Below are 21837 nucleotides of genomic sequence, written 5' to 3'. Positions count from 1 at the left end.
GCGATGGCCGCTCCCCTGCTCGCAGGGGAGCGGCCATCGCCGTACGGGACGCTGTCCGGGCGTCAGCTCTCCTCCAGGACCTCCGCCAACTCCTCCTCCGCGGCGCTCTCCCCGGCGAAGCCGGGGAGCCACTCCAGCATCTCGGCCCGGAACGGAGCCTTGGCGCTCAGCTGGCAGAGCACCCCGATGGTGCTGAGGGTGACCCGGTGGATGAGTAGGTACGCGGGCGGCAGATTGAGCTGCTTGCCGAGGTTGTAGGCGGGCGAGCGGGGATCGGCGATCCGGGTCGCCTGAGCGCGCATCCAGCTGCGGGTGAAGTGGAAGGTGTCCACGGTGGCCGGCTCGATGATCGGCAGCAGGTACTCCAGGACCGCGTCCGGATCCAGCTCGATCGACGGCTTGACGAAGCCCTCCTCGCGGAGCATCTCCAGAACCCCGGCGGCGTCCCCGGCCAGGGCCATCCGTAGTGAGTCCCCGATCGGGGCGGGCAGGCCCTCGGGCAGCCGGTCCACGGTACCGAAGTCGAGCACGCCCAGGCGCCAGTCGGAGGCCGCCCGGCCGTCCTTGATGAGGCGGAAGTTGCCCGGGTGCGGGTCGGCGTGCAGCAGGCCGGTCCGGGAAGGGCCGGCGAACAGGAAACGGGCGAGCAACTGGCCGGCCCGATCGCGCTCGCGCTGGGTGCCGCCCGCGATCACCTCGGCGAGCGGGATGCCGTCCAGCCACTCGGTGACCAGTACCTGGTCGGTCTGGGCCACCACTTTGGGCACCGTGATGTCAGGGTCGTCGGCGAACTCCTCGGCGTGGCGGCGCTGGGCCTCGGCCTCCAGCTCGTAGTCGAGTTCCTCGGAAACCCGCTCGCGCAGCTCGGAGATCAGCGGCTTGATGTCGAGCCCGGGGATCAGCGGGCCCAGCAGCCAGGCGACCCGGCCGAGTTGGGCGAGGTCGGAGAGGAGTGCCTCACCGGCGCCCGGGTACTGCACCTTGACCGCGACCTCGCGTCCGTCGTGCCAGACGGCCCGGTGCACCTGGCCGATCGAGGCGGCGGCGGCCGGCTTGTCGTCGAAGCTCAGGAAGTTCTCCCGCCAGTCCTTTCCGAGTCGTTCGGCCAGCGCGGCGTGCACGGAGGCGGCGGGCATCGGCGGTGCGGCGTCCTGAAGCTTCGTCAGGGCCGCCCGGTACGGTCCGGCGACCTCCTCGGGCAGCGCGGCCTCGAAGACCGAGAGCACCTGCCCGAACTTCATTGCGCCGCCCTTCAACTCCCCCAGGACCTTGAAGAGTTGGTCGGCGGTGGCCTGCTGGAGCTCGGCGGTGACCACCTCCGCCGAACGTCCGCCGATCCGCTTGCCGAGGCCCAGGGTGGCGCGTCCGGCTATCCCGAGGGGGAGGGCGGCGAGCCGAGCCGTACGGGTCACTGCCTTGCGGGGAAGATCGCTCACCCGGGGGCCTCCCAGTCAGTTGTCCCCGTCGGTCACAACCGACCGGAGGATGGTGGTCACTACGCCATTGTGCCCGCTCGCCGGAGCTGTTCGGTCGAACGGTCCCATGCGATCGAGTCCCTTGAACGAAACCGCTGTTCGCGCTGATGATCACGTGAACGGCCGGTGACACGGCGGGGTCGGGGCGCGCAGAGGGCGCGCCCCGGTCGTCGGGGGCGCGTGTCAGGCCGGATGCATCGACTCCCCGGTGGCCGGCCGGGGTCGGGGCACCGACTGCCAGAGGCAGCCGCAGTCCGGGTGGCTGGGCAGCCGCAGCCGCCGGGCCATGCCGTCGGCGGCCGAGATCTCGTACCAGCCGTCGATGCTCGGCGGGCTCCCGCCGTCCAGGTACAGCTGGACGTGCAGGGCGGCGAGCCCGGCCACCGCGGTGGCGAGCGCGCTGTCGCAGGCGGGCGTTCGAGGCCGCCCCGGGCCCTCGTCGCCGAGCTGTGCGAGGAGCCTGGGCCAGGACTCGTCCTCGTCCCGTCGGGCCAGCGTGGCGCAGCTGCCGCAGGCCGAGGCGCCCGGCAGGACCAGCGGCCCGACGACGCCCAGGTGCTCCAGTACGCCGACGTACAGATGCGGGACGCCCGCGCGCATCAGCCGGTGGGCCTCGGCCGCCGTGCCGGTGAAGGCGCCGCTGCCGTCCCGAGGAGCCAGTACGACCAGCATCGGCGGCGCGTCCGCGTCCGGCGTCCGGGAGCCGCGGCGGTGCCGCTCCCCGTCCGGGGATCCAGCGGCCCGGTGCACCACGTCCCGGGCGGCGGTGGTGCGCAGCCGGCCGATCTCGGTCGGCGGGTAGCCGGCGGGGGAGCAGTCCTGGGCCGTGACGCGTCCCCGGTCCAGCACGGTGACCGAACCGACCCCACCCGCGGCGAGAGCGGTGGCGACCGCCGCCCCCACCCGCCCGGCGCCGCGCACCTCCACCCGGGCCCGGCTGCGCCCCCGGAGCACGGCCGGGGCCTCGCCGGGCGCCGGATGGACCAGGGAGAGCGAGGCCAGGTCGGGGCCGAGCAGGTCCTGCTGCGGGCGCGGATAGCCGGCCAGGGTCCCGGCGGTGGCCTCCGCGTCGTCCAGCAGGCCGTTCTGCGCCAGGGAGGCGAGCAGCTGCTCGGCCACCGCGCTGCCGAGACCGAGCCGCTCACCGGAGGCCAGCAGGGCGCCGTGCTCCCGGGTGCCGTCGATCAGGTCCAGGAAGGCGGCGACGGGCTGGTCGACCTGTTCGACCAGGTGGGCGTGCCGATGGACGGTGCCGAACTGGAGGGTGTCTCTGTCCCGCCAGGCGCGGGAGAGTGCGGGCTTGAGCATGGGCCTGGAGACGGGGTGCATGGTGGTCCTCCGGCGCGGTGCGGGGCGGCGGTGCGGGTCGGGATGAGGACGGCGGTGCGGGGTCGGTGCAGGGCGGTCGGTACGAGGTTGGCGCGGGTGCTGTCCGGGTGTTCCCGACGGCAGGATGCCCGATCGAGCCGGCGGCCCGGCGCCGGTTGTCCACAGGTGCTGGACGATGATCCGACGATCGTTCCGCACAGCCTGTGGACAACTTCCGGGCCCGGCCGATCCGGAGTTCCGTCCCGCTCGACCAAGTGAACACTTCGGCCACGGCAGCGGACTTCTGTCGGTGACACCGGGTAACGTCGGGTGTTATGGCAGCCGAAAGGGACTCCCAGCCTTCGGTGTCGACCAGGCGTGCCCGTGCAGCCCCCGGGCCGGGAGTGGCGACGCCGAGCGGCCGTGCGTGCCCCGCACCCGGCGCATCCCCGCTCTCCGGCGCCGCCGTGCATCCCGACTCCGCCTCGGTCCGCGAGGTCCCGTCCGCCCGCGAGAGCGCCCCGGGACGGGACGCCCCGGTTCCCGACCGGTCCAAGGTCGAGGTGCGGCGCAGCGCCCGCCGCAGCCGTACGGTCTCCGCCTACCGCGAGGGCGACCGGACGGTGGTGCTGATCCCCGCCCGGATGTCGAACGCGGAGGAGCAGCGCTGGGTGGCGCAGATGCTCGACAAACTGGCCGCCCAGGAGCGCCGCCGCACGCCCGGGGACGATGCCCTTCAGACACGGGCCCGGGAGCTCTCGGCGGCCTATCTGGACGGCGGGGCCGAGCCCGAGCAGGTCCGCTGGGTGACCAACCAGAACTCCCGCTGGGGCTCCTGCACCCCCAGCGAGCGCACCATCAGGCTGTCCCACCGGCTCCAGGGCATGCCCGGCTACGTGGTGGACTACGTACTGCTGCACGAGCTGGCGCACCTGCTGGTGCCCGACCACGGCCCGGCGTTCTGGGCACTGCTGGAGGCGTACCCGCGCACCGAGCGGGCCCGCGGCTACCTGGAGGGGGTCGCCTCCGCCGCCCGGCTGCCGCACATCCCCGGCGCGCGCGGTGGCCATGCTCCGGCCGCGGACGAGGCGCCCGAATCCTGCGACTGACGCCTGGAGGTCTGCCCCGGGCGTCAGCCGGTCGGCTGGCGGGGCCACCCGGCCCCGGGTCCGCTCAGCCGGTCAGCTCGCGGGCCAGGGCGACCAGTTCGCGGACGGAGACGTCGGTCAGCTCGGGCAGGCGGTCGTAGTCGAACCAGCGCAGGTCCAGCGACTCCTCGCTGATCAGCGCCTGGGCGCCGGCCGGGGCCAGCGCCACGTACTGCACGTCCAGGTGGGTGTTCTCCGGCTGGTCCTTGCCGGTGCAGCGGACCAGGTGCCGGTCGAGCTTGACCGGTGTCGGCATCCCGTCGACGGAGAGCAGTTCGAGCCCCTCGATGCCCGACTCCTCGGTGGCCTCCCGCAGCGCGGCGGCGGCGAGGGTGGCGTCGCCCGGCTCGCAGTGGCCGCCCATCTGCAGCCAGATGCCGACCTTGGGGTGCAGGGTGAGCAGCACCCGCCCGGCGTCCGGGTCCACCACCACGGCGCTGGCGGTGATGTGCGCGGGCAGGCAGCTCCGGTAGAGGCCCTCCGGCTGCTCGGCCAGGTGGCCCAGGTAGTCCCGGCGGAGCTGCTCCTGGTCGGCGTTGGCCACCGACCAGGCGGACAGGGCGCGGACGGCGTCGGCGTGCAGGCCGGTGCCGTTCGGGTCGATCACGGTCATGCCTTGGCCCCGCCCTCGCCCGTGCCGTTCTCGTCCGCCTTCTCGCCCGGCGCCTTCGTACCCGGCGTGCCGTGCCCGCCGGCCGCGGCCTCGCCGAGCAGCTTGTCGAGCGCGGCGAAGTCGATGCCGCCCTCGAGGGCGTCACCGGTGCCCTGGTGCACGAAGCCGTCCGGGTCGTCCAGGTCGGCGGCGGTGGGCAGCATGTCGGGGTGCTCCCACAGGGCGTCCCGGCCCTCGATGCCACGGGCGTCGGCCAGCGAGGCCCACAGTCGGGAGGCGTCGCGCAGGCGGCGCGGGCGGAGCTCCAGACCGACCAGGGTGGCGAAGGTCTGTTCGGCCGGGCCACCGGCGGCCCGGCGGCGGCGCACCGTCTCGCGCAGCGCGCCGGCCTGCGGCAGGTGCGGTTCGGCGGCGGCGTGCACCACCGCGTCCACCCAGCCCTCGACCAGGGCGAGGGCGGTCTCGAGCCGAGCCAGCGCGGCCTTCTGCTCGGGGGTGTCCTCGGGCTGGAGCAGACCGCCGGCCAGTGCCTCCTGGAGCGCCTCGGGGTTGCCCGGGTCGAGCTGGCCGACCAGCTCCTCCATCCGGGAGGAGTCCACCTTGATGCCGCGCGCGTACGCCTCGACGGCGCCGAACAGGTGCGCCCGCAGCCACGGGACGTGGGCGAAGAGCCGCTGGTGGGCGGCCTCGCGCAGGGCCAGGTAGAGCCGGACCTCCTCGGCGGGGACGCTCAGGCCCTCGCCGAACTCGGCGACGTTCTGCGGCAGCAGCGCTGCCTTGCCGGCCGGGGCGAGCGGCAGACCGACATCGGTGGAGCCGACCACCTCGGCGGCCAGCGCACCGAGCGCCTGCCCGATCTGGGTGCCGAACATCGCGCCGCCCATCGAGCGCATCATGCCCATCAGCGGCCCGGCCATGGCCTGCATCTCCTCGGGCAGCACGCCGCCCATGGCGCCCGCGACCCGCTCGGCGACCGGGTCGACCAGGTCCTTCCAGACCGGCAGGGTGGCCTCGATCCACTCGGCCCGGCTCCAGGCGACGGCGGTACCGGCACCGGAGGGGAACTCGGTGACCGAGTCCAGCCAGAGATCGGCGAGGCGGACGGCCTCGTCGACGGCCGAGCGCTCGGCGGCGCCGACCGAACGGTCCTTGCTCTTGCCCTCGGCGGGCTCGGCGACCACGGTCTGCCGGGCGATGTCCTTGGCCAGCTCCCAGTTCACCGGGCCGCCGTCGAACGAGAGCATCTGGCCGAGCTGCTGGAAGGCGGCGCCCAGGTCACCCGGGTTGAGACCGCCGAACATCGCGCCGAAGGGGTTGTCGACCCCGCCCGGACCACCGGGAGTGCCCGGGCCGCCCGTGCCGCTCATGCCGAAGAGCGCGCTCAGCGGGTTGGCGCCGGCGAACCCGAAGGGGTGCTGCGGCGTCGGGCCGGATCCGGCGCCCTTGGCCGCGTCGTCCGACGTGCCCTGCTCGGGCTTGTCCTGCCCGCGCTCGTCCTTGTCGGGCTTGCCCTTGCCGTCCTCGGGCTCCTCGGGCGGAACGGCGAATCCGAAGGGGAGGTCGCTCACGGGGTCCTCGATCTGGTCGGCCGTCACGCGGGTGGTGTGGCGGGGAGATGCGGGCCCGAGGCGGGATGCAGAGCTGCGGCTCGGCGACCCGGACCGTGCCGGGTGCACTGCCTGGCCCGCGCCTCGGGCAGGATGGACGGTACGTGACACTCGTACGTACGCACATAAGCTAACCGTGGAGGATGGCCGGTGAGTTCCCCGCCTTCGGACGTTCGCTCTGGGCTGACCGGAGGAGAGGACGGCCCAGCTGCCGCCGGTTCGCCGTCTCCAGCCTACGGCGGGCGGCCACTCACCGTGGCCGTCACCGGTGCCGCTGGCGTGCTCGGCGAGCGGGTCGCGGCGCGGCTGGTGGCCTCGCCGCACGTCCGCAGGGTGCTGGCGCTGGACGACCGGCGCGGTGAGGTGCCCGGCGTGCACTGGCGGGTACTGGACGTCCGGGACCCGGCGGTGGCCGAGCGGCTGGCCGGCGTGGACGTGGTGGTCCACCTGGCGATGGACCTCGGTATGGAGTCCGACCCGCGGGCGCGCAGCGCGTACAACGTGCGCGGCGCCCAGACCGTGGTCACCGCGGCCGCGGCGGCCGGGGTCGGCCGGGTGGTGCTCTGCACCTCGGCGATGGTCTACGGCGCGCTGCCGGACAACGAGGTGCCGCTGGCCGAGGACTCCGAGCTGCGGGCCACCGAGGAGGCCTCGCTGGTCGGCGACCTGCTGGAGATCGAGCGCCTCGCCCGCCGGGCGCCCCGTGCCCACCCGGGCCTGCAGGTGACGGTGCTGCGCCCGGCCGTGGTCGTCGGGCCCGGGGTGGACACGGTGCTGACCAGGCATTTCGAGGCGCCCAGGCTGCTGGTGGTGGCCGGTTCGCGGCCGTGCTGGCAGTTCTGCCACCTGGACGACCTGGCCTCGGCACTGGAGTACGCGGCGCTGGGCCTGGTCGAGGGCGAGGTTACGGTCGGCTGCGACGGCTGGCTGGAGCAGGAGGACGTCGAGGAGCTGTCGGGCATCCGGCGGATGGAGCTGCCGGCCTCGCTGGCGCTCGGCACGGCGGCCCGACTGCACCGGCTCGGGCTGACCCCGGCTCCGGCGGGCGATCTCGCGTACACCATGTACCCCTGGGTGGTCTCCGGCAGCCGGCTGCACGAGGCGGGCTGGCGGCCGGCGTTCAGCAACGAGCAGGTGCTGGCCGAGTTGCTGGAACAGGTCTCGGGCAAGCACGCGGTCGCGGGCCGGCGGCTGGGCGGCAAGGAGGCGGCGACCAGCCTGGGCGCGGCCGGTGCGACGGTTGCCCTGGTCGGTACGGCCGCGCTGGTCCGGCGGGCGCGCAAGCGCCGGCGGATCTGAGTCGCGGCTTCCGGGCCGGTGTGGTCGGGGACGCCGGGGCGCGGGAGACCGCGGCCCGGTGGGGCGTGGCACACGGGTGCGCTCCGCCGCGTGTGCTTGCGGCTGTCGCGTGGACCGCGCACCGGTCAGGTGGGCGGTCCCACCGGAACCTCATAGGGATTACCGCAATGCGAAATTCTCCAATCGTGATACGGAAGCCTCTTGCTGGAGCCCACCCCGGATGAGGAATCATGTGGCCATGACCGAGAACCACCGCGACCCCATCCGCCTGCTGGCCGTCCGCGAGACCCCGCTCTCGCTGGACGAGGTCTACGAGGCCGTCGGCGACGACGCGGCCGGCGGCACCACGGTCTTCGTGGGGACGGTGCGGGACCACGACGGGGGCAAGTCGGTCGCCGCGCTGGAGTACAGCGCCCACCCCACCGCCGAGCGGGAGATGCGCCGGATCGCCGAGAAGATCGTCGCCGAGTTCCCGGTGCGTGCGCTGGCGGCGGTGCACCGGGTCGGCCGGCTGGGGATCACCGACAAGGCTGTGATCGTCGCGGTCTCCTGCCCGCACCGCGGTGAGGCCTTCGCGGCGGCCCGGCGGCTGATCGACGATCTCAAGCACGAGGTGCCGATCTGGAAGCACCAGGTCTTCACGGACGGCGAGGAGGAGTGGGTGGGCGCGGGCTCCTGCTAGCCGCGGCCGCCCGGGCGGCCGCGGCTGCCGTCCGCACCGGTTCGCGTCGGCCCGTGCCGCCTGGTCGTACGTGCGCGTGCGAGGCCCGAGCGGAGCCGTCGGAGGCCGTGCCCGCCGGGTGGTTCACCCGATCGGCCACCCGGGGCTCCCGATCGGCCACCCGGGGGTCGGCGGGGTCCCTCCGGGTGATGACGGGGAATGTCCGCCCGTAACCCGGATGGCGCCGCCGCCGTTGTCCGCCAGGTTGGTTAATCTGCTCATAGACACGACGAGCTGGGAGTACGGACATGGCTGCGCTCGCCTGGTTGATGATCCCCGTTGTTGCGGCGGTTGCCGCCATGATCTGGGCCGGCTGGGCCGCCCGTACGCCTCGGGCGACCGGTGACCCGGCCTCGCTGGCGGAGCACCAGCGCTTCCGGGCCGCGATGGAGCGCAGCACGGTGGCGGCCTCGAAGGGCCACGGGCAGTAGCCCGGGGCGCGCTCCGTCATCCCCGTCCCGTACTGTCGAGCCATGCCACGCCGCTCTGCGACGATGCTCGCCGCGACCCTCATGCTCATAGCACTGCTCTGTGTCTCGGTGCTCATGAAGGTGCCGTACACCGAGATGAGCCCGGGGCCGACCTACAACACGCTCGGGACGCAGGACGGTACCGACCAGCCGGTGATCAGCATCACCGGGCACCAGACCTACCCGGTCAGCGGGCACCTCAACATGACCACGGTCCAGGTGACCGGGGCGAGGTACCAGCCCAGCCTGGTCTCGATGGTGGTCGGCTGGCTGCGTGACGACGTGCTGGTGGTGCCGCGCGAGAACGTCTACCCGGAGGGGCAGAGCGACCAGCAGGCCCAGCAGCAGAACGCGGAGGAGTTCGCCTCCTCCGAGGACAGCGCCAAGACCGCCGCGCTCACCCAGCTGGGGATCCCGGTGGGCACCGAGGTGGTGGTCAACTCGGTGGTGGCCGGCAGCCCGTCCGAGGGCAAGCTGCACGCGGGTGACCAGATCGTCGCGGTGGACGGCACGCCGATCACGGCGGTGACCGAGGTCGCCAAGCAGGTGACCAAGCACAAGCCCGGCGAGGCGGTGGAGTTCACCGTGGCCCCGCACGGCAAGGACAGTGCCGAGCCGAACCCGGCGGACGAGCAGAAGGTCACCGTCACCACCGCCAGGGCGACGGACGGCTCCGGCCGGGCGATCGTCGGGATCGGCCCCGGGGTGGTCCACACCTACCCATTCAAGATCGACATCGGGCTGCAGGACGTCGGCGGTCCGAGCGCCGGACTGATGTTCTCGCTCGGCATCATCGACAAGCTCACCCCCACCGACCTGACCGGTGGCAAGTTCGTCGCCGGCACCGGCACCATCAGCGACGACGGCAAGGTCGGACCGATCGGCGGCATCTCGATGAAGGTGATCGCCGCCCGGAACAAGGGCGCCGAGTACTTCTTCACCCCGGCCGACAACTGCGCCGAGGCCGCCAGGAACACGCCCGGCGGCCTGCGGCTGATCAAGGTGAACACGCTGGCCGACGCCCTGAAGGCGCTCGACGAGATCAGGTCCGGCCAGACCTCGGCGCTGCCGTCCTGCGGCAAGTAGCCGTCAGGCGAAGGTCGCCAGCAGCGCTTCGGTCAGGCCCGGGACCAGGTCGGGGCCGGTCAGTACCTCGCGGGCGACGTCCTTGGAGCGCAGCCGCAGGGCGATCTCCTTCTTGCCGTCGCGCAGCACGGCGGCGGTGATCCGCACCTCCTGGCGCTCCGGGTGGGTGGCCACCCACTCGGCCAGCTGGGCCTCGGTGGCGTTCTTGGGCCTGGACGGCTCGGCGCCGGGCGGCAGCATCAGCCGCTCGACCACCAGCGCGCAGCCGGCCACCGTCTCGGGCCAGGCGATGGTGGCGAGGAACTTGTCCAACTCCATCCCGGCGGGCAGCTCGTCCTGCTCGACCGGGGTGAGGCCGGGGTCCTCCTGGTCGGCGAGGCCCAGCTGCTTGGCCAGCGCCGGGTTGGCCTTCTTCAGCCGCTCACCGTCGACCAGGGCGAACAGCCTGGCCGGGAGGTCCCAGCCGAGCGATGCGGCGTACTCGTCGATCTCCAGGGCGGCACGGGTGAGCGGGGTGGCGGCCGGCGGGCGGCCGTCGCCGGACAGGGTGTGGCTTGCATCGGACATGCCCCAATCCTCACATGCGCCGGTCCCGGCCCCGAGCGGAACCGGCGTACGGGCCGTGGGAACTCAGGTAATCACCGACTAAGTTGCATAAGGGACCGCGCCGCTCCCCGACCCCCGAGTCAGCTCACTCCCGACACAGCAGAGGTGCCACCTTGGTGTTCCAGATGCCGGACCGGCCAGGACCGGGCTTCCGACCCGGAGCCGGCCCACCTTCACGCCGGGCCCGAGTGCTGCTGCTCACCGCCGCCGTGCTCACGGCCCTGATCGCGGCGTTCGTGGTGTTCGCCGGGGTGTGGACGGACTGGCTCTGGTTCAGGTCCCTCGGCTACTCCTCGGTCTTCGGCACCCGGCTGTGGACCAAGGCCGCGCTGTTCGCGGTCTTCGGCCTGGTCATGGCCGTGGTCGTCGGCTTCAACCTCTGGCTGGCGTACCGGCTGCGGCCGCCGCTCTCGGCGATGTCGGTGGAGCAGCAGAGCCTGGACCGCTACCGGATGGGCGTGGCCCCGCACAAGCGCTGGCTGCTGCCGGCGATCTCGCTGGTGGTCGGCCTGATCGCGGGTGCGTCGGCGGCCGGCCAGTGGCGCACCTGGCTGCAGTGGACCAACCAGACACCGTTCGGGGAGAAGGACCCCCAGTTCCACCTGGACGTCGCCTTCTACGCCTTCTCGCTGCCCTGGTACGAGTTCCTGCTCGGCTTCGCGTTCAGCACGGTGATCGTCTCGCTGCTGGCCGCGGTCCTGGTGCACTACCTGTACGGCGGGCTGCGCCTGCAGGGCCCGGGACGGCGGGCGAGTGCGGGCGCGAAGGGCCACCTGGCGGTGCTGCTGGGGGTGTTCGTGCTGCTCAAGGCGGTCGCGTACTGGCTGGACCGGTACGCGCTGGCGGTGAAGTCCGGCGCGTACAAGGGCGTGGACGGTTGGACCGGCCTGCGCTACGTGGACGCCAACGCCTATCTGCCGGCCAAGACCATCCTGTTCTTCGTCGCGATCATCTGCGCGCTGCTGTTCTTCCTGACGCCGATCCGCCGCACCTGGGCACCGGCCCTGATCGGCTTCGGGCTGATGGCGCTCTCGGCGGTGCTGATCGGCGGGCTCTACCCGGCGATCGTGCAGCAGTTCCAGGTCAAGCCGAACGAGCAGGCCAAGGAGACGCCGTACATCCAGAAGAACATCGACGCCACCCGGCAGGCGTACGGCATCGCGGACAACCAGACCAAGCAGTACGAGCCCAAGGGCTCGACCGGCGCCGACGCGCTGGGGCCGGACGCCCAGACCATCGCGGACGTCCGCCTGCTGGACCCCAACGTGGTCGCGCCGACCTTCCAGCAGAACCAAGCGCTGCGGAAGTACTACGCCTTCCCCAAGACCCTGGACGTCGACCGGTACGGCCAGCAGGACACCGTGCTGGGCGTGCGCGAGCTCGACCTGAACGGCGTGCAGCAGCGCAACTGGATCAACGACCACTTCAAGTACACCCACGGCTACGGCGTGGTGGCCGCCAAGGGCAACCAGGTCGACAAGGACGGCAACCCGGTCTACACCGAGTCCGCACTGCCGACCACCGGTTCGTTCGGCGACTACCAGCAGCGGGTCTACTACGGCGAGAAGAGCCCGGAGTACTCGATCGTCGGCGGCAGCAACGACGAGATCGACTACACCTCGGACTCCGGGCCCGACCCGACCTACCGGTACACCGGCGGCAGCGGCGTCTCGCTGGACAACCCGCTGGCCCGGGCCGCGTACGCGGTGAAGTTCGCCGAGCCGCAGATCCTCTACTCCGGCGCGATCACCGACGGCGCCCGGGTGATCTACGACCGCACCCCCAAGGAGCGGGTCGAGAAGGTCGCCCCCTGGCTCTCGATCGACGCCGACCCGTACCCGGTGGTCGTGGGCAAGAAGCTGCTCTGGGTGCTGGACGGCTACACCACCTCGGACGGTTACCCGTTCTCCTCCAGGACCACCCTGGGCGACGTCACCAAGGACTCGCTGACCGACCAGCGCGGTCGGACCCTCACCGCCGTCAACAAGGTCAACTACATCCGCAACTCGGTGAAGGCGACGGTGGACGCCTACACCGGCGAGGTGACGCTCTACCAGTGGGACGACGCCGACCCGGTGCTGAAGACCTGGATGAAGGCGTTCCCGGGCACCGTCAAGGCCCGGTCCGACATCCCGAGTGCGCTGCTGCCGCACCTGCGCTACCCGCAGGACATGTTCAAGGTGCAGCGCGACATGCTCGGCATGTACCACATGACCGACGCCACCGCGTTCTTCAACGGCACCGACATCTGGCAGGTGCCGGCCGACCCGACCACCAACACCGGCGAGGTCCAGCCGCCGTACTACCTGACGGTGCGGATGCCCGACCAGCAGAGTGCGAGCTTCTCGCTCACCAGCAGCTTCGTGCCCGGCGGCCGGGACAACCTGGCCGCCTTCATGGCCGTCGACGCGGATCCCGGGCCGGACTACGGGAAGATCAGGATCCTCAAGGTGCCGACCGGCGCCGGGGCGCTCGGGCCGAAGCTGACCCAGGCGAGGTTCAACTCCGACCAGGCGGTCGCCAACAAGCTCACCCTGCTGAAGACCGGCAGCGACTCCGACATCGAGTACGGCAACCTGCTGACGCTTCCGGTCGGCGGCGACTTCCTCAACATCGAGCCGGTCTACCTGGTGGGCCGCAGCGCCAAGGTTCCGGTGCTGCAGAAGGTGCTGGCGGTGTACGGCAACGGCACCAGCAACGTCGCGTTGGAGAACAGCCTGGCCGAGGCCCTGGCGAAGGTGCTGGGCAGCGCGGCGGGCGGCACGCCGGCCACCCCGACCGCGCCCACCAGCCCGACGACTCCGGGCACCACCCCGACCGCCCCGCCGAGCAACGGCACCGGGGCCAATCCGGAGCTGGACAAGGCGCTGCAGGACGCTCAGAAGGCGTTCAGCGACGGCCAGGACGCGCTGAAGAACGGCGACTGGACCAGGTACGGCCAGGACCAGAAGGCCCTTCAGGACGCGCTCAACGCGGCCGCCGCCGCCCAGCAGGGGCGCGCCGGGGCCACCTCGGCCCCGGCGACGCCCGCCCCGGCGCCGCCGGCGTCCACGCCGACGCCGTCGACCTCGCCCACCGCCAGTCCCTGAGCTGCAGCCTTCCCGCGGCAAGCGATTTCTGGGCTGTCCCGCCACCGTGCTATGGTTTAACCACCGACGCGGGGTGGAGCAGCTCGGTAGCTCGCTGGGCTCATAACCCAGAGGTCGCAGGTTCAAATCCTGTCCCCGCTACTCAGTAGCAAGCAGGCCCGGCAGATTCGTCTGCCGGGCCTGCTGCATGTTCGCCCGGCGCGTCGAGCCGCTCCGGTACTATGCGTGACCGGGGTTTGTGGGGCTCAAGTGTCGGGAAATCGACAAAGCGCCGAAGCAATCTCGCCGGGCTTCGGCCCCGCTCCGCCAAAACGGCCGGAGCAGGTGTACGCGGGTTGCGGGTGATGCGACGATGGACCACATGGGGGAAGTGGGGGGACGGTTGACGAACCGTCCGGTCCGGTGCACCCCCGGGGGTCCCCCCGGCCGAAGGCTGGGGGAGGATGCCGCAGCACTCTGGGGGAGCGGGAGTGGGCATGAAGCTGATCGGCAGGAACGATTCGGGAGCGCGGCCCACCCCGGCCAAGGGTGCCGCCCCGGCACCCGGCGCCGGAGCGGGCATGCCGCCCGCTGACGCCGACACCGAGGCGTGGGCGATCGGCCCCGAGGACACCCAGCGGGCCCTGCCCACCCAGCGCACCAGCAGCCTGACCGGCGGCCCGGAACAGGCCACCGGCTCGGGGCCGGAGCGGCTGGTGCACGTCTCCGCCCGGCAGCTCCTCGACGCCATCGGTCCCTACCCCGCCGCATCCGACGCCGAGCCGGACGACACGGAGGAGACCAGCTTCGAGTCCGCGCTGGCCGCCCGCGAGCAGGCCGCACTGGAGTCCAGGCACCGCCAGGCCGCCGACGACGGCGACGCCAACGCGGCCAGTCAGCTCGGCGCGCTGCTGCTGCGCCGGGGCGACCTGGAGGACGCCGAGCCGTACCTGCGCAGTGCCGCGGCCGCCGGGCTGCGTGCCGCCGCCAACAACCTCGGCGTGCTGCTGCACCAGCGCGGCCACCGTGCCGAGGCCGCCCAGTGGTGGCGGCAGGCCGCGGTCGCCGGCAGCGCGCCGGCCGCGCACGCACTCGGCCTGCAACTGCGCGACCAGGGCGAGGAGGAGGCGGCCGAGTACTGGCTGCACTTCGCCGCCGAGCAGGGACACCCGCTCGGCGCTTACGCGCTGGGCGACCTGATGGAGCATCGGCGGGACGTCCGGGCCGAGCGCTGGTTCCGGGTCGCCGCCGACGCTGGCCACCGCGAGGCCGCGTACCGGCTGGCCCGGATGCGCGAGGCGGCCGGGGACAAGGAGACCGCCGAGACCTGGTACCGCACCGCCGCCGCCCGCAGCCACGCCCGCGCCGCGCTGCGGCTGGGCGTGCTGCTGGAGGAGCGGGCCCACCAGGACCCGTCCTGCGCCGACGAGGCCGCCCGCTGGTACCGGCAGGGCGCGCAGAACGGCGAGGCCAGGGCGGCCTGTGCGCTGGGCTTCCTGCTGCGCGACGCCGGGGACACGAGCGCCGCCGCCGAGTGGTGGCAGCAGGCCGCCGAGGCGGGCGACGGCATGGCCGCCAACGCGCTCGGCGCGCTGCACGCGAGCCGGGGCGAGGCCGCCGAGGCCGAGCGCTGGTACCGGGTCGCGATGGACGCGGGCGACCACAACGGCGCCTTCAACCTCGGGCTGCTCTGCACGAGTGGCGGCCGCGAGGCGCAGGCCGAGCAGTGGTACCGGCGGGCCGCGTACGCCGGACACCGGGAGGCGTGCAACGCGCTGGCCGTGGTGCTGCTCCAGCGCGGCGACGAGTCCGGAGCCGAGCCCTGGTTCTCCAAGGCCGCCGAGGCGGGCAGTGTGGACGGCGCCTTCAACCTGGGCGTCCTGCACGCCGGGCGCGGGGAGCAGCAGCAGGCGCAGGAGTGGTACGCGCGCGCTGCCGCGGAGGGGCACGGCGAGGCCGCGCTGCAGCTGGCGGTGGCCCAGGAGCAGCGGGGCAACCTGGCCGCCGCGCTGGAGCGCTACCGGCAGGCGGCGACGGGCGGCTCGGCCGAGGGCGCCTTCCGGCTGGCGTCGCTGCTGGACCGGCGCGGCGACGCGGACGCGGAGGCCGAGCACTGGTACGCGGTGGCCGCCGACGCCGGGCACCGGCGGGCGCAGGTGCGGATGGGCGTACGGGCCGCGGAGCGCGGCGCGCTGGAGATCGCCGAGAGCTGGTACCGACGGGCTGCGGAGGCGGGCAGCCGGAGTGCGGCCTTCAACCTGGGGCTGCTGCTGGCCCGGCAGGACAGCGAGGCCGAGGCGATGATCTGGTACACCCGGGCCGCCGACGCCGGGCACGGGCGGGCGGCGCTGCGGCTGGCGCTGCTCGCGCTGCGACGGGGCGAGCCGCTGCAGGCGGAGAGCTACTGCCGCCGGGCGACGGAGTACGGGCCGGCGGAGGTCGCGGAGCGGGCGGCCAGGCTGCTCGGCGCGCTGCACTCGGAGCTCAGCGCTTGAGTGGCTTAGCGGCACGGGAGGGCCGACGGGGGCGCGGACAGGCGTGCGCACCGTGGGGTGACTGCGTCCGGTCGTGGCGCCTTCGGCGACGCGGTGCGGTAGGGGGGTGCTCCGCCGTGCGCACGCGGTGGGAGGAACTAGCGTCTCGCGCAGTCCGGGCAGAGGCCCCGGTAGGTGACCTCGGCGCCCGAGATGAGGAAGCCGAAGCGCTCGGCGTCGGGCAGGGCGGCGATCGGATCGCCCTGGGGGTGGACGTCGCGGATCGCACCGCAGCCGGAGCAGATCAGGTGCTGGTGGGGGTGGTGCGCGTTGGGGTCGTACCGCTTGGCGCGCCCGTCGGTGCTGACCTCGAGCACTTCGCCGAGGATCACCAGCTCGCCGAGGGTGTTGTAGACGGTGGCGCGGCTGATCTCGGGGAGCCGTTCCGCCGCACGCGCGTGCACCTCGTCAGCGGTCAGGTGCACATGGTCACCATCGAGGACCTCGGCCACGACGCGGCGCTGCGAGGTCAGGCGCCACCCACGTCCGCGAAGTCGTTCCAGCAGGTCACTCATGGACACAGGGTAAGCCACGTTCCGGAGTTGGTTCCAGTGTTGACTTAGACAGAGTCCAAGCTAGGATCGAGTCCTGTCACGACCGGATGACTTCGGAGGCACTGACATGACGACCCAGGACGAGCTGCGGCCCACCCTCACCACGGAGGCCGGTGCCCCCGTCGCGGACAACCAGAACACGGAGACCGCCGGCATAGGCGGCCCGGCGCTGATCCAGGACCAGCTGCTGTTCGAGAAGCTCGCGCACTTCAACCGGGAGCGCATTCCGGAGCGCGTGGTGCACGCCCGCGGCGCCGCCGCCTACGGCACCTTCACCGTGACCGCCGACGTCACCGCCTACACCCGGGCCAGGTTCCTGTCCGAGGTCGGCAAGCAGACCGAGACCTTCCTGCGCTTCTCCACCGTGGCCGGCAACCTCGGCTCAGCCGACGCGGTCCGCGACCCACGCGGTTTCGCGCTGAAGTTCTACACCGAGGACGGCAACTACGACCTCGTCGGCAACAACACCCCGGTGTTCTTCATCAAGGACGCCATCAAGTTCCCCGACTTCATCCACACCCAGAAGCGCGATCCGTACACCGGCTCGCAGGAGGCGGACAACGTCTGGGACTTCTGGGGTCTGTCGCCCGAGTCGACCCACCAGGTGACCTGGCTCTTCGGTGACCGCGGCATCCCGGCCTCCTACCGCCACATGAACGGCTACGGCTCGCACACCTACCAGTGGCAGAACGAGGCCGGCGAGTACTTCTGGGTGAAGTACCACTTCAAGACCGACCAGGGCATCAGGAACCTCGCCCAGGACGAGGCAAACGAGCTCGCCGGCGAGGACCCGGACAGTCACCAGCGCGACCTGCGCGAGGCGATCGAGCGCGGCGAGTTCCCGACCTGGACGGTCCAGGTGCAGATCATGCCGGCCGCCGACGCCGCCGCCTACCGCTTCAACCCGTTCGACCTGACCAAGGTCTGGCCGCACGCGGACTACCCGCCGATCGAGATCGGCAAGCTGGAGCTCAACCGCAACCCGGAGAACATCTTCGCCGAGGTCGAGCAGTCGATCTTCTCCCCGGCGCACTTCGTGCCCGGCATCGGGCCGTCCCCCGACAAGATGCTCCAGGGTCGCCTGTTCGCCTACGCGGACGCCCACCGCTACCGCGTCGGCATCAACGCCGACCACCTGCCGGTGAACCGCCCGCACGCCACCGAGGCGCGCACCAACAGCCGCGACGGCTACCTCTACGACGGCCGCCACGGCCGCCAGAAGAACTACGAGCCGAACAGCTTCGGCGGCCCGGTCGAGACCGGCCGGCCGCTCTGGTCCGCCATCCCGGTCACCGGTCCCACCGGCAACCACGTGGCTCCCTCGCACGCCGAGGACAACGACTTCGTCCAGGCCGGCAACCTCTACCGGCTGTTCTCCGAGGACGAGAAGCAGCGCCTGATCGCCAACCTGGCCGGCTTCATCGCCAAGGTCTCGGCCGACCGCGACGACATCGTCGAGCGGGCGATCGACAACTTCCGCAAGGCCGATGCCGACTACGGCCGGCGCCTGGAGGACGCGGTGCGCGAGCTGCGCAAGCAGAAGTAACCGGCCACCACCCAGGCCGCGGGCCCTGGAACCGGTTTCGTACCGGTTCCAGGGCCCGCGTCCATCCGTGCGCCGTGCCTCAGACACTCAGTCGGCGCAGCGTCTCCTCGTGCAGCAGTCCGTTGGAGGCCACCGCGTCGGCGCCGTTCGGGCCGTCCACCCCGTCCAGGCCGGTGAACCGGCCGCCCGCCTCCTGGACGATCACGCACGGTGCCGCCATGTCCCACAGGCTCAGCTCCGGTTCGGCCGCCAGGTCCACCGCACCCTCGGCGACCATCATGTACGACCAGAAGTCACCGAACGCGCGGGTCCGCCAGCAGGAGCGGGAGAGGCCGAGGAAGGCGTCCAGCCGGCCGCGGTCCTCCCAGCCGGTGAGGGAGGAGTAGGAGAGCGAGGAGTCCTCGATCCGGGACACCTTGGAGACCTGGATCCGGGTCGCCTTCGCCAGGCTGCGTCCGGAGTAGGCGCCCAGGCCCTTCGCCGCCCACCAGCGGCGGCCCAGCGCCGGGGCGGAGACCAGGCCGACCACCGGCTGCTGCTCGCCGTCCGGGTCCTCCTCGAGCAGTGCGATCAGGGTGGCCCAGACCGGCACGCCGCGGACGTAGTTCTTGGTGCCGTCGATCGGGTCGACCACCCAGCGGCGCGGGCCCGAGCCCTGCAGGCCGAACTCCTCGCCGAGCACCGCGTCGCGCGGCCGGGCCCGCTGCAGGACACCGCGGATCAGGTCCTCGGCGGCCTTGTCGGCGTCGCTCACCGGGGTGAGGTCGGGCTTGGTCTCGATCTTGAGGTCCAGCGCCTTGAAGCGCTCCATGGTGACGGAGTCGGCCGAGTCGGCGAGGACGTGGGCAAGGCGGAGGTCATCGTGGTAGTCGGCCATGCTCGAACACTACCGAGGCCGTGGCGGTGGCGCCGGAGCGGCTCGCTGAGCGGAGCGGTCAGTGCCCGGTGCCGCTGAGCTGGAGGCCGACCACGCCCGCGATGACCATGGTGATCGAGAGCAGCCTGAGCCCGGTGGTGGCCTCGTTCAGCCAGATCATGCCGTAGACCGCGGTGCCGGCCGCGCCGATGCCGGTCCAGACCGCGTAGGCGCTGCCCACCGGGAGGGACTTGAGGGAGAGGGTCAGCAGGCCGAAGCTGCCGAGGGCGAAGCAGGCGAAGCCGATGGTGGGCCAGAGCTTGGTGAAGCCGTCGCTCAGCTTGAGGTTGACCGCGAACCCGGTCTCCAGCAGACCGGCGATGATCACCAAGGCCCATGCCATCGAGCTGACTCCCTGCCGCGTCGAGGACTGACCTCCCTATGATCGCCACGCCTGGGCCGTCCGACACCTCCGAAGCCGCACCGGGGGGCGCGGGGAAGGCCCCCGCGCCCCCGGTCCGCCCTGATCCGGGCCGGCCGGACGGGCCCTAGTCTCCCTCGCGGGTCTCCCGGGTGGCGAGCAGGCGGCGCAGGGAGTAGAGCCGGGCGGGCTCGGCGTGGCCGTCGGCGACCCAGGCGTCGAGGGCGCAGTCGGGTTCGTCGTGGCTGCAGGCCCGCGGGCACTCGACGGTACCGGGCTCCAGGTCGGGGAAGGCGTGGATCACCCGGGACGGATCGATGTGCGAGAGGCCGAAGGAGCGGAAGCCCGGAGTGTCGATAACCCATCCGGGGTCGAGCGCCTTCTTGGAGCCCGGCTTGGCACCGGGCGGCGGGGGCAGCCGCAGGGCGAGCGCGGAGACGGTGGTGTGCCGGCCGCGCCCGGTCACCGCGTTGACCTGGCCGGTGGTCCGCTGGCGCTCCGGGACCAGTGCGTTGACCAGGGTGGTCTTGCCGACGCCGGAATGTCCGATGAACACGGTGGACCGCCCGCGCAGGTGCTCCCGGACGGCCTCCGCGCCGGTGCTGGCCAGTTCATCCCGCCGGGTGACCACGTAGCGGATGCCCAGCGGTGCGTACGACTCCAGCAGCGGTTCGGGCGAGGCCAGGTCGGACTTGGTGAGGACCAGCAGCGGTTCCATGCCGGAGTCGTACGCGGCCACCAGGCAGCGGTCGATCAGCCGGGGCCGGGGCTCGGGGTCGGCCAGGGCGGTGACGATGGCCAGCTGCTCGGCGTTGGCGACGACGATCCGCTCGAACGGGTCGTCGTCGTCCGCCGTGCGCCGCAGGACCGAGGTGCGCTCCTCGACCCGGACGATCCGGGCCAGGGTGTCCGGCTCACCCGAGAGGTCGCCGACCACGCTGACGGTGTCGCCGACGACCACACCCTTGCGGCCCAGTTCGCGGGCCTTCATGGCGACGACCTCGCGCTCGTGCTTGGTCCCGGCGTCCACCAGGCAGGTGAGCCGACCCCGGTCCACGGTGAGGATCATCGCCTCGGCGGCGTCCTCGTGCTTGGGCCGGATCCGGGTCCGCGGCCGGGATCCCCGGCGGGCCGGGCGGTTGCGGATGTCGTCCTCGTCGGCGTCCTTGCCGTAGCGGCGCATAGTGCAGTACTCCCTCAGCCCTGGCCCAGGAGATCGGCCCACATCTGCGGGAAGTCGGGCAGGGTCTTGGCGGTGGTGGCCACGTTCTCGACCTGGACGCCCTCGACCGCGAGGCCGAGCACCGCGGCGGCGGTGGCCAGCCGGTGGTCCTCGTAGGTGTGGAAGACGCCGCCGTGCAGCGGGCGCGGACGGATCCGCAGGCCGTCCTCGGTCTCGGTGACGTCGCCGCCGAGGTCGTTGATCTCCTTGGCCAGCGCGGCCAGGCGGTCGGTCTCGTGCATCCGCAGGTGGGCGATGCCGTAAAGGTGGGACTCGGAGTCGGCCAGCGCGGCCACCGCCGCGATCACCGGGGTGAGCTCGCCGACGTCGTGGAGGTCCGCCTCGATGCCGCGGATCCGGCCGGTGCCGGAGAACTCCAGGCCGTCGTCGGTGAAGCGGCAGCTGCCGCCCATCTCGGTGTAGATCCCGCGCAGCTGGTCGCCCGGCTGGTAGGTGTGCCTGGGCCAGTCGCGGACCGTCACCCGGCCGCCGGTGACCAGCGCGGCGGCGAAGAACGGCGCGGCGTTGGAGAGGTCCGGCTCGACCACCAGGTCGCGGCCGATCAGCGCGCCCGGGGTGACCCGCCAGACGTCCTTCTCGCCGCCGTCCTCGGGCGCGTCCACCTGGGCACCGGCCTTGCGGACCATGTCCACGGTCATCCGGATGTGCGGCAGCGAGGGGACGCTGCCGCCGATGTTCCGGATCTCCACGCCGTTGTTGTAGCGGGCGCCGGAGAGCAGCAGGGCGCTGATGAACTGGGAGGAGGACGAGGCGTCGAGCTCGACCGGGCCGCCGTCCAGCGCACCGGAGCCGTGCACGGTGAGCGGGAAGCCGCCGCGTCCGCCGTCGTCGATCCGGGCACCGAGCGCGCGCAGGGCGTTGATCACGCCGTGCTGCGGCCGCTCGTAGCAGCGCGGGTCGCCGTCGAAGTGCACCGGGCCGTCGGCGAGCACCGCGAGCGGCGGCAGGAAGCGCATCACGGTGCCGGCGTTGCCGACGTCCACCTGGGCCGGGCCGCGGAGCTGGCCGGCCGGGATGACCCGCCAGGCCTCACCGCCGCCGAATCCGCCGCTGGCGGTGTTGACCGTCTCCTCGACGGTGACGCCGAGTGCCCGCAGGCCGTCGGCCATCAGCTGGGAGTCACGGCTGCGCAGTGGACGGCGCACCCAGCCTGGGCTGTCCGCGAGGGCGGCCAGCACCAGGGCGCGGTTGGTCGCCGACTTGGAGCCGGGGATGGTGACGGTCGCGTCGACGGCGCCGGTCGCAAGGGGGGCGGGCCACAGGGCTTCGGTCATGTGGACAA

The 21837-nt window shown here is 72.6% G+C and carries 18 protein-coding genes and 1 tRNA gene; 9 read left to right on the top strand and 10 right to left on the bottom strand.

The genetic code is table 11. The features are described from left to right. Positions 1-62 precede the first annotated feature (62 nt). Both ACWDAK_RS11520 and ACWDAK_RS11515 read right to left on the bottom strand, forming a co-directional pair. Positions 63-1436, bottom strand: coding sequence for an ABC1 kinase family protein (locus ACWDAK_RS11520; protein ID WP_344638336.1), 1374 nt, complete (start codon positions 1434-1436; stop codon positions 63-65). A gap of 222 nt (positions 1437-1658) precedes the next feature. Further along, entirely contained in the window at positions 1659-2804 is a 1146-nt protein-coding gene (locus ACWDAK_RS11515; protein ID WP_344638335.1) for a ThiF family adenylyltransferase, read from the bottom strand. 446 nt (positions 2805-3250) lie between these two features. Between ACWDAK_RS11515 and ACWDAK_RS11510 the strand changes: the two genes are divergently transcribed. Beyond that, entirely contained in the window at positions 3251-3892 is a 642-nt protein-coding gene (locus tag ACWDAK_RS11510) for a M48 metallopeptidase family protein (protein WP_427395424.1), read from the top strand. 64 nt (positions 3893-3956) lie between these two features. On the opposite strand, the gene ACWDAK_RS11505 is transcribed toward ACWDAK_RS11510, so the two are convergent. Both ACWDAK_RS11505 and ACWDAK_RS11500 read right to left on the bottom strand, forming a co-directional pair. Next, the gene (locus tag ACWDAK_RS11505) at positions 3957-4544 is read right to left on the bottom strand and encodes an NUDIX hydrolase (protein ID WP_427395425.1); all 588 of its coding nucleotides are present in this window, start codon (positions 4542-4544) and stop codon (positions 3957-3959) included. Then, positions 4541-6112 (bottom strand): zinc-dependent metalloprotease, encoded by a 1572-nt coding sequence (locus tag ACWDAK_RS11500; protein ID WP_427395434.1) that lies wholly within the window; start codon positions 6110-6112, stop codon positions 4541-4543. The genes ACWDAK_RS11505 and ACWDAK_RS11500 overlap by 4 nt, the downstream gene beginning before the upstream one ends. A gap of 189 nt (positions 6113-6301) precedes the next feature. Between ACWDAK_RS11500 and ACWDAK_RS11495 the strand changes: the two genes are divergently transcribed. The 4 genes from ACWDAK_RS11495 to ACWDAK_RS11480 all read left to right on the top strand — a co-directional run bounded on the left by ACWDAK_RS11495 (position 6302) and on the right by ACWDAK_RS11480 (position 9727). Continuing rightward, positions 6302-7450 (top strand): NAD-dependent epimerase/dehydratase family protein, encoded by a 1149-nt coding sequence (locus ACWDAK_RS11495; RefSeq protein WP_425557730.1) that lies wholly within the window; start codon positions 6302-6304, stop codon positions 7448-7450. A gap of 238 nt (positions 7451-7688) precedes the next feature. Next, entirely contained in the window at positions 7689-8132 is a 444-nt protein-coding gene (locus ACWDAK_RS11490) for a molybdenum cofactor biosynthesis protein MoaE (protein WP_427395426.1), read from the top strand. A gap of 287 nt (positions 8133-8419) precedes the next feature. Further along, complete coding sequence (locus tag ACWDAK_RS11485; RefSeq protein WP_344638330.1) at positions 8420-8602, top strand: hypothetical protein; 183 nt, start codon at positions 8420-8422, stop codon at positions 8600-8602. A 42-nt stretch (positions 8603-8644) separates the two neighbouring features. Beyond that, positions 8645-9727 carry a YlbL family protein gene (locus ACWDAK_RS11480; RefSeq protein ID WP_344638329.1) on the top strand — a complete coding sequence of 361 codons (1083 nt, stop codon included), beginning with the start codon at positions 8645-8647 and terminating at the stop codon, positions 9725-9727. A gap of 3 nt (positions 9728-9730) precedes the next feature. Here the strand turns inward: ACWDAK_RS11480 and ACWDAK_RS11475 are convergent, their stop codons facing one another. Then, positions 9731-10294: a PPA1309 family protein gene (locus ACWDAK_RS11475; protein WP_427395427.1), complete on the bottom strand. Its 564-nt coding sequence runs from the start codon at positions 10292-10294 to the stop codon at positions 9731-9733. A gap of 164 nt (positions 10295-10458) precedes the next feature. On the opposite strand from ACWDAK_RS11475, the gene ACWDAK_RS11470 reads away from it, so the two are divergent. From ACWDAK_RS11470 to ACWDAK_RS11460, 3 genes are all read left to right on the top strand, one after another. After that, positions 10459-13422, top strand: a complete 2964-nt coding sequence (locus ACWDAK_RS11470; protein ID WP_427395435.1) for a UPF0182 family membrane protein — start codon at positions 10459-10461, stop codon at positions 13420-13422. A gap of 67 nt (positions 13423-13489) precedes the next feature. After that, positions 13490-13563 (top strand) — tRNA-Met (locus tag ACWDAK_RS11465). Between the two features lie 335 nt (positions 13564-13898). After that, entirely contained in the window at positions 13899-15896 is a 1998-nt protein-coding gene (locus ACWDAK_RS11460; RefSeq protein WP_344638327.1) for a tetratricopeptide repeat protein, read from the top strand. 137 nt (positions 15897-16033) lie between these two features. Here the strand turns inward: ACWDAK_RS11460 and ACWDAK_RS11455 are convergent, their stop codons facing one another. After that, entirely contained in the window at positions 16034-16450 is a 417-nt protein-coding gene (locus ACWDAK_RS11455) for a Fur family transcriptional regulator (RefSeq protein ID WP_344638326.1), read from the bottom strand. Between the two features lie 106 nt (positions 16451-16556). Here ACWDAK_RS11455 and ACWDAK_RS11450 point away from each other — a divergent pair, with 106 nt between their 5' ends. Next, complete coding sequence (locus ACWDAK_RS11450; protein WP_427395428.1) at positions 16557-18035, top strand: catalase; 1479 nt, start codon at positions 16557-16559, stop codon at positions 18033-18035. Positions 18036-18114: 79 nt separating this feature from the next. Here the strand turns inward: ACWDAK_RS11450 and hisN are convergent, their stop codons facing one another. The 4 genes from hisN to aroA all read right to left on the bottom strand — a co-directional run bounded on the left by hisN (position 18115) and on the right by aroA (position 21829). Then, positions 18115-18912, bottom strand: a complete 798-nt coding sequence (gene hisN / locus ACWDAK_RS11445; RefSeq protein ID WP_344638324.1) for a histidinol-phosphatase — start codon at positions 18910-18912, stop codon at positions 18115-18117. A gap of 58 nt (positions 18913-18970) precedes the next feature. Further along, complete coding sequence (locus ACWDAK_RS11440; protein WP_344638323.1) at positions 18971-19294, bottom strand: DMT family transporter; 324 nt, start codon at positions 19292-19294, stop codon at positions 18971-18973. Positions 19295-19439: 145 nt separating this feature from the next. Then, positions 19440-20495, bottom strand: a complete 1056-nt coding sequence (gene rsgA / locus ACWDAK_RS11435) for a ribosome small subunit-dependent GTPase A (protein ID WP_344638322.1) — start codon at positions 20493-20495, stop codon at positions 19440-19442. A gap of 14 nt (positions 20496-20509) precedes the next feature. Then, on the bottom strand, positions 20510-21829 hold the full coding sequence (aroA, locus tag ACWDAK_RS11430) for a 3-phosphoshikimate 1-carboxyvinyltransferase (protein WP_344638321.1): 1320 nt from the start codon (positions 21827-21829) through the stop codon (positions 20510-20512). Between the last annotated feature and the right edge of the window lie 8 nt (positions 21830-21837).

The organism is Kitasatospora sp. NPDC001175 (genome assembly GCF_053598215.1).
The sequence above is the reverse complement of the archived record's forward strand: the minus strand, read 5'-3'. Positions and strand labels throughout refer to the sequence as shown.

Excerpts from the sequence above, each read along its gene's own strand:
- ACWDAK_RS11515 (WP_344638335.1), bottom strand. The coding sequence starts at position 2,804 with ATGCACCCCGTCTCCAGGCCCATGCTCAAGCCCGCACTCTCCCGCGCC.
- ACWDAK_RS11505 (WP_427395425.1), bottom strand. The coding sequence starts at position 4,544 with ATGACCGTGATCGACCCGAACGGCACCGGCCTGCACGCCGACGCCGTC.
- ACWDAK_RS11490 (WP_427395426.1), top strand. The coding sequence starts at position 7,689 with ATGACCGAGAACCACCGCGACCCCATCCGCCTGCTGGCCGTCCGCGAG.
- ACWDAK_RS11485 (WP_344638330.1), top strand. The coding sequence starts at position 8,420 with ATGGCTGCGCTCGCCTGGTTGATGATCCCCGTTGTTGCGGCGGTTGCC.
- ACWDAK_RS11480 (WP_344638329.1), top strand. The coding sequence starts at position 8,645 with ATGCCACGCCGCTCTGCGACGATGCTCGCCGCGACCCTCATGCTCATA.
- ACWDAK_RS11475 (WP_427395427.1), bottom strand. The coding sequence starts at position 10,294 with ATGTCCGATGCAAGCCACACCCTGTCCGGCGACGGCCGCCCGCCGGCC.
- ACWDAK_RS11470 (WP_427395435.1), top strand. The coding sequence starts at position 10,459 with ATGCCGGACCGGCCAGGACCGGGCTTCCGACCCGGAGCCGGCCCACCT.
- ACWDAK_RS11460 (WP_344638327.1), top strand. The coding sequence starts at position 13,899 with ATGAAGCTGATCGGCAGGAACGATTCGGGAGCGCGGCCCACCCCGGCC.
- ACWDAK_RS11455 (WP_344638326.1), bottom strand. The coding sequence starts at position 16,450 with ATGAGTGACCTGCTGGAACGACTTCGCGGACGTGGGTGGCGCCTGACC.
- ACWDAK_RS11450 (WP_427395428.1), top strand. The coding sequence starts at position 16,557 with ATGACGACCCAGGACGAGCTGCGGCCCACCCTCACCACGGAGGCCGGT.
- hisN (WP_344638324.1), bottom strand. The coding sequence starts at position 18,912 with ATGGCCGACTACCACGATGACCTCCGCCTTGCCCACGTCCTCGCCGAC.
- ACWDAK_RS11440 (WP_344638323.1), bottom strand. The coding sequence starts at position 19,294 with ATGGCATGGGCCTTGGTGATCATCGCCGGTCTGCTGGAGACCGGGTTC.
- rsgA (WP_344638322.1), bottom strand. The coding sequence starts at position 20,495 with ATGCGCCGCTACGGCAAGGACGCCGACGAGGACGACATCCGCAACCGC.
- aroA (WP_344638321.1), bottom strand. The coding sequence starts at position 21,829 with ATGACCGAAGCCCTGTGGCCCGCCCCCCTTGCGACCGGCGCCGTCGAC.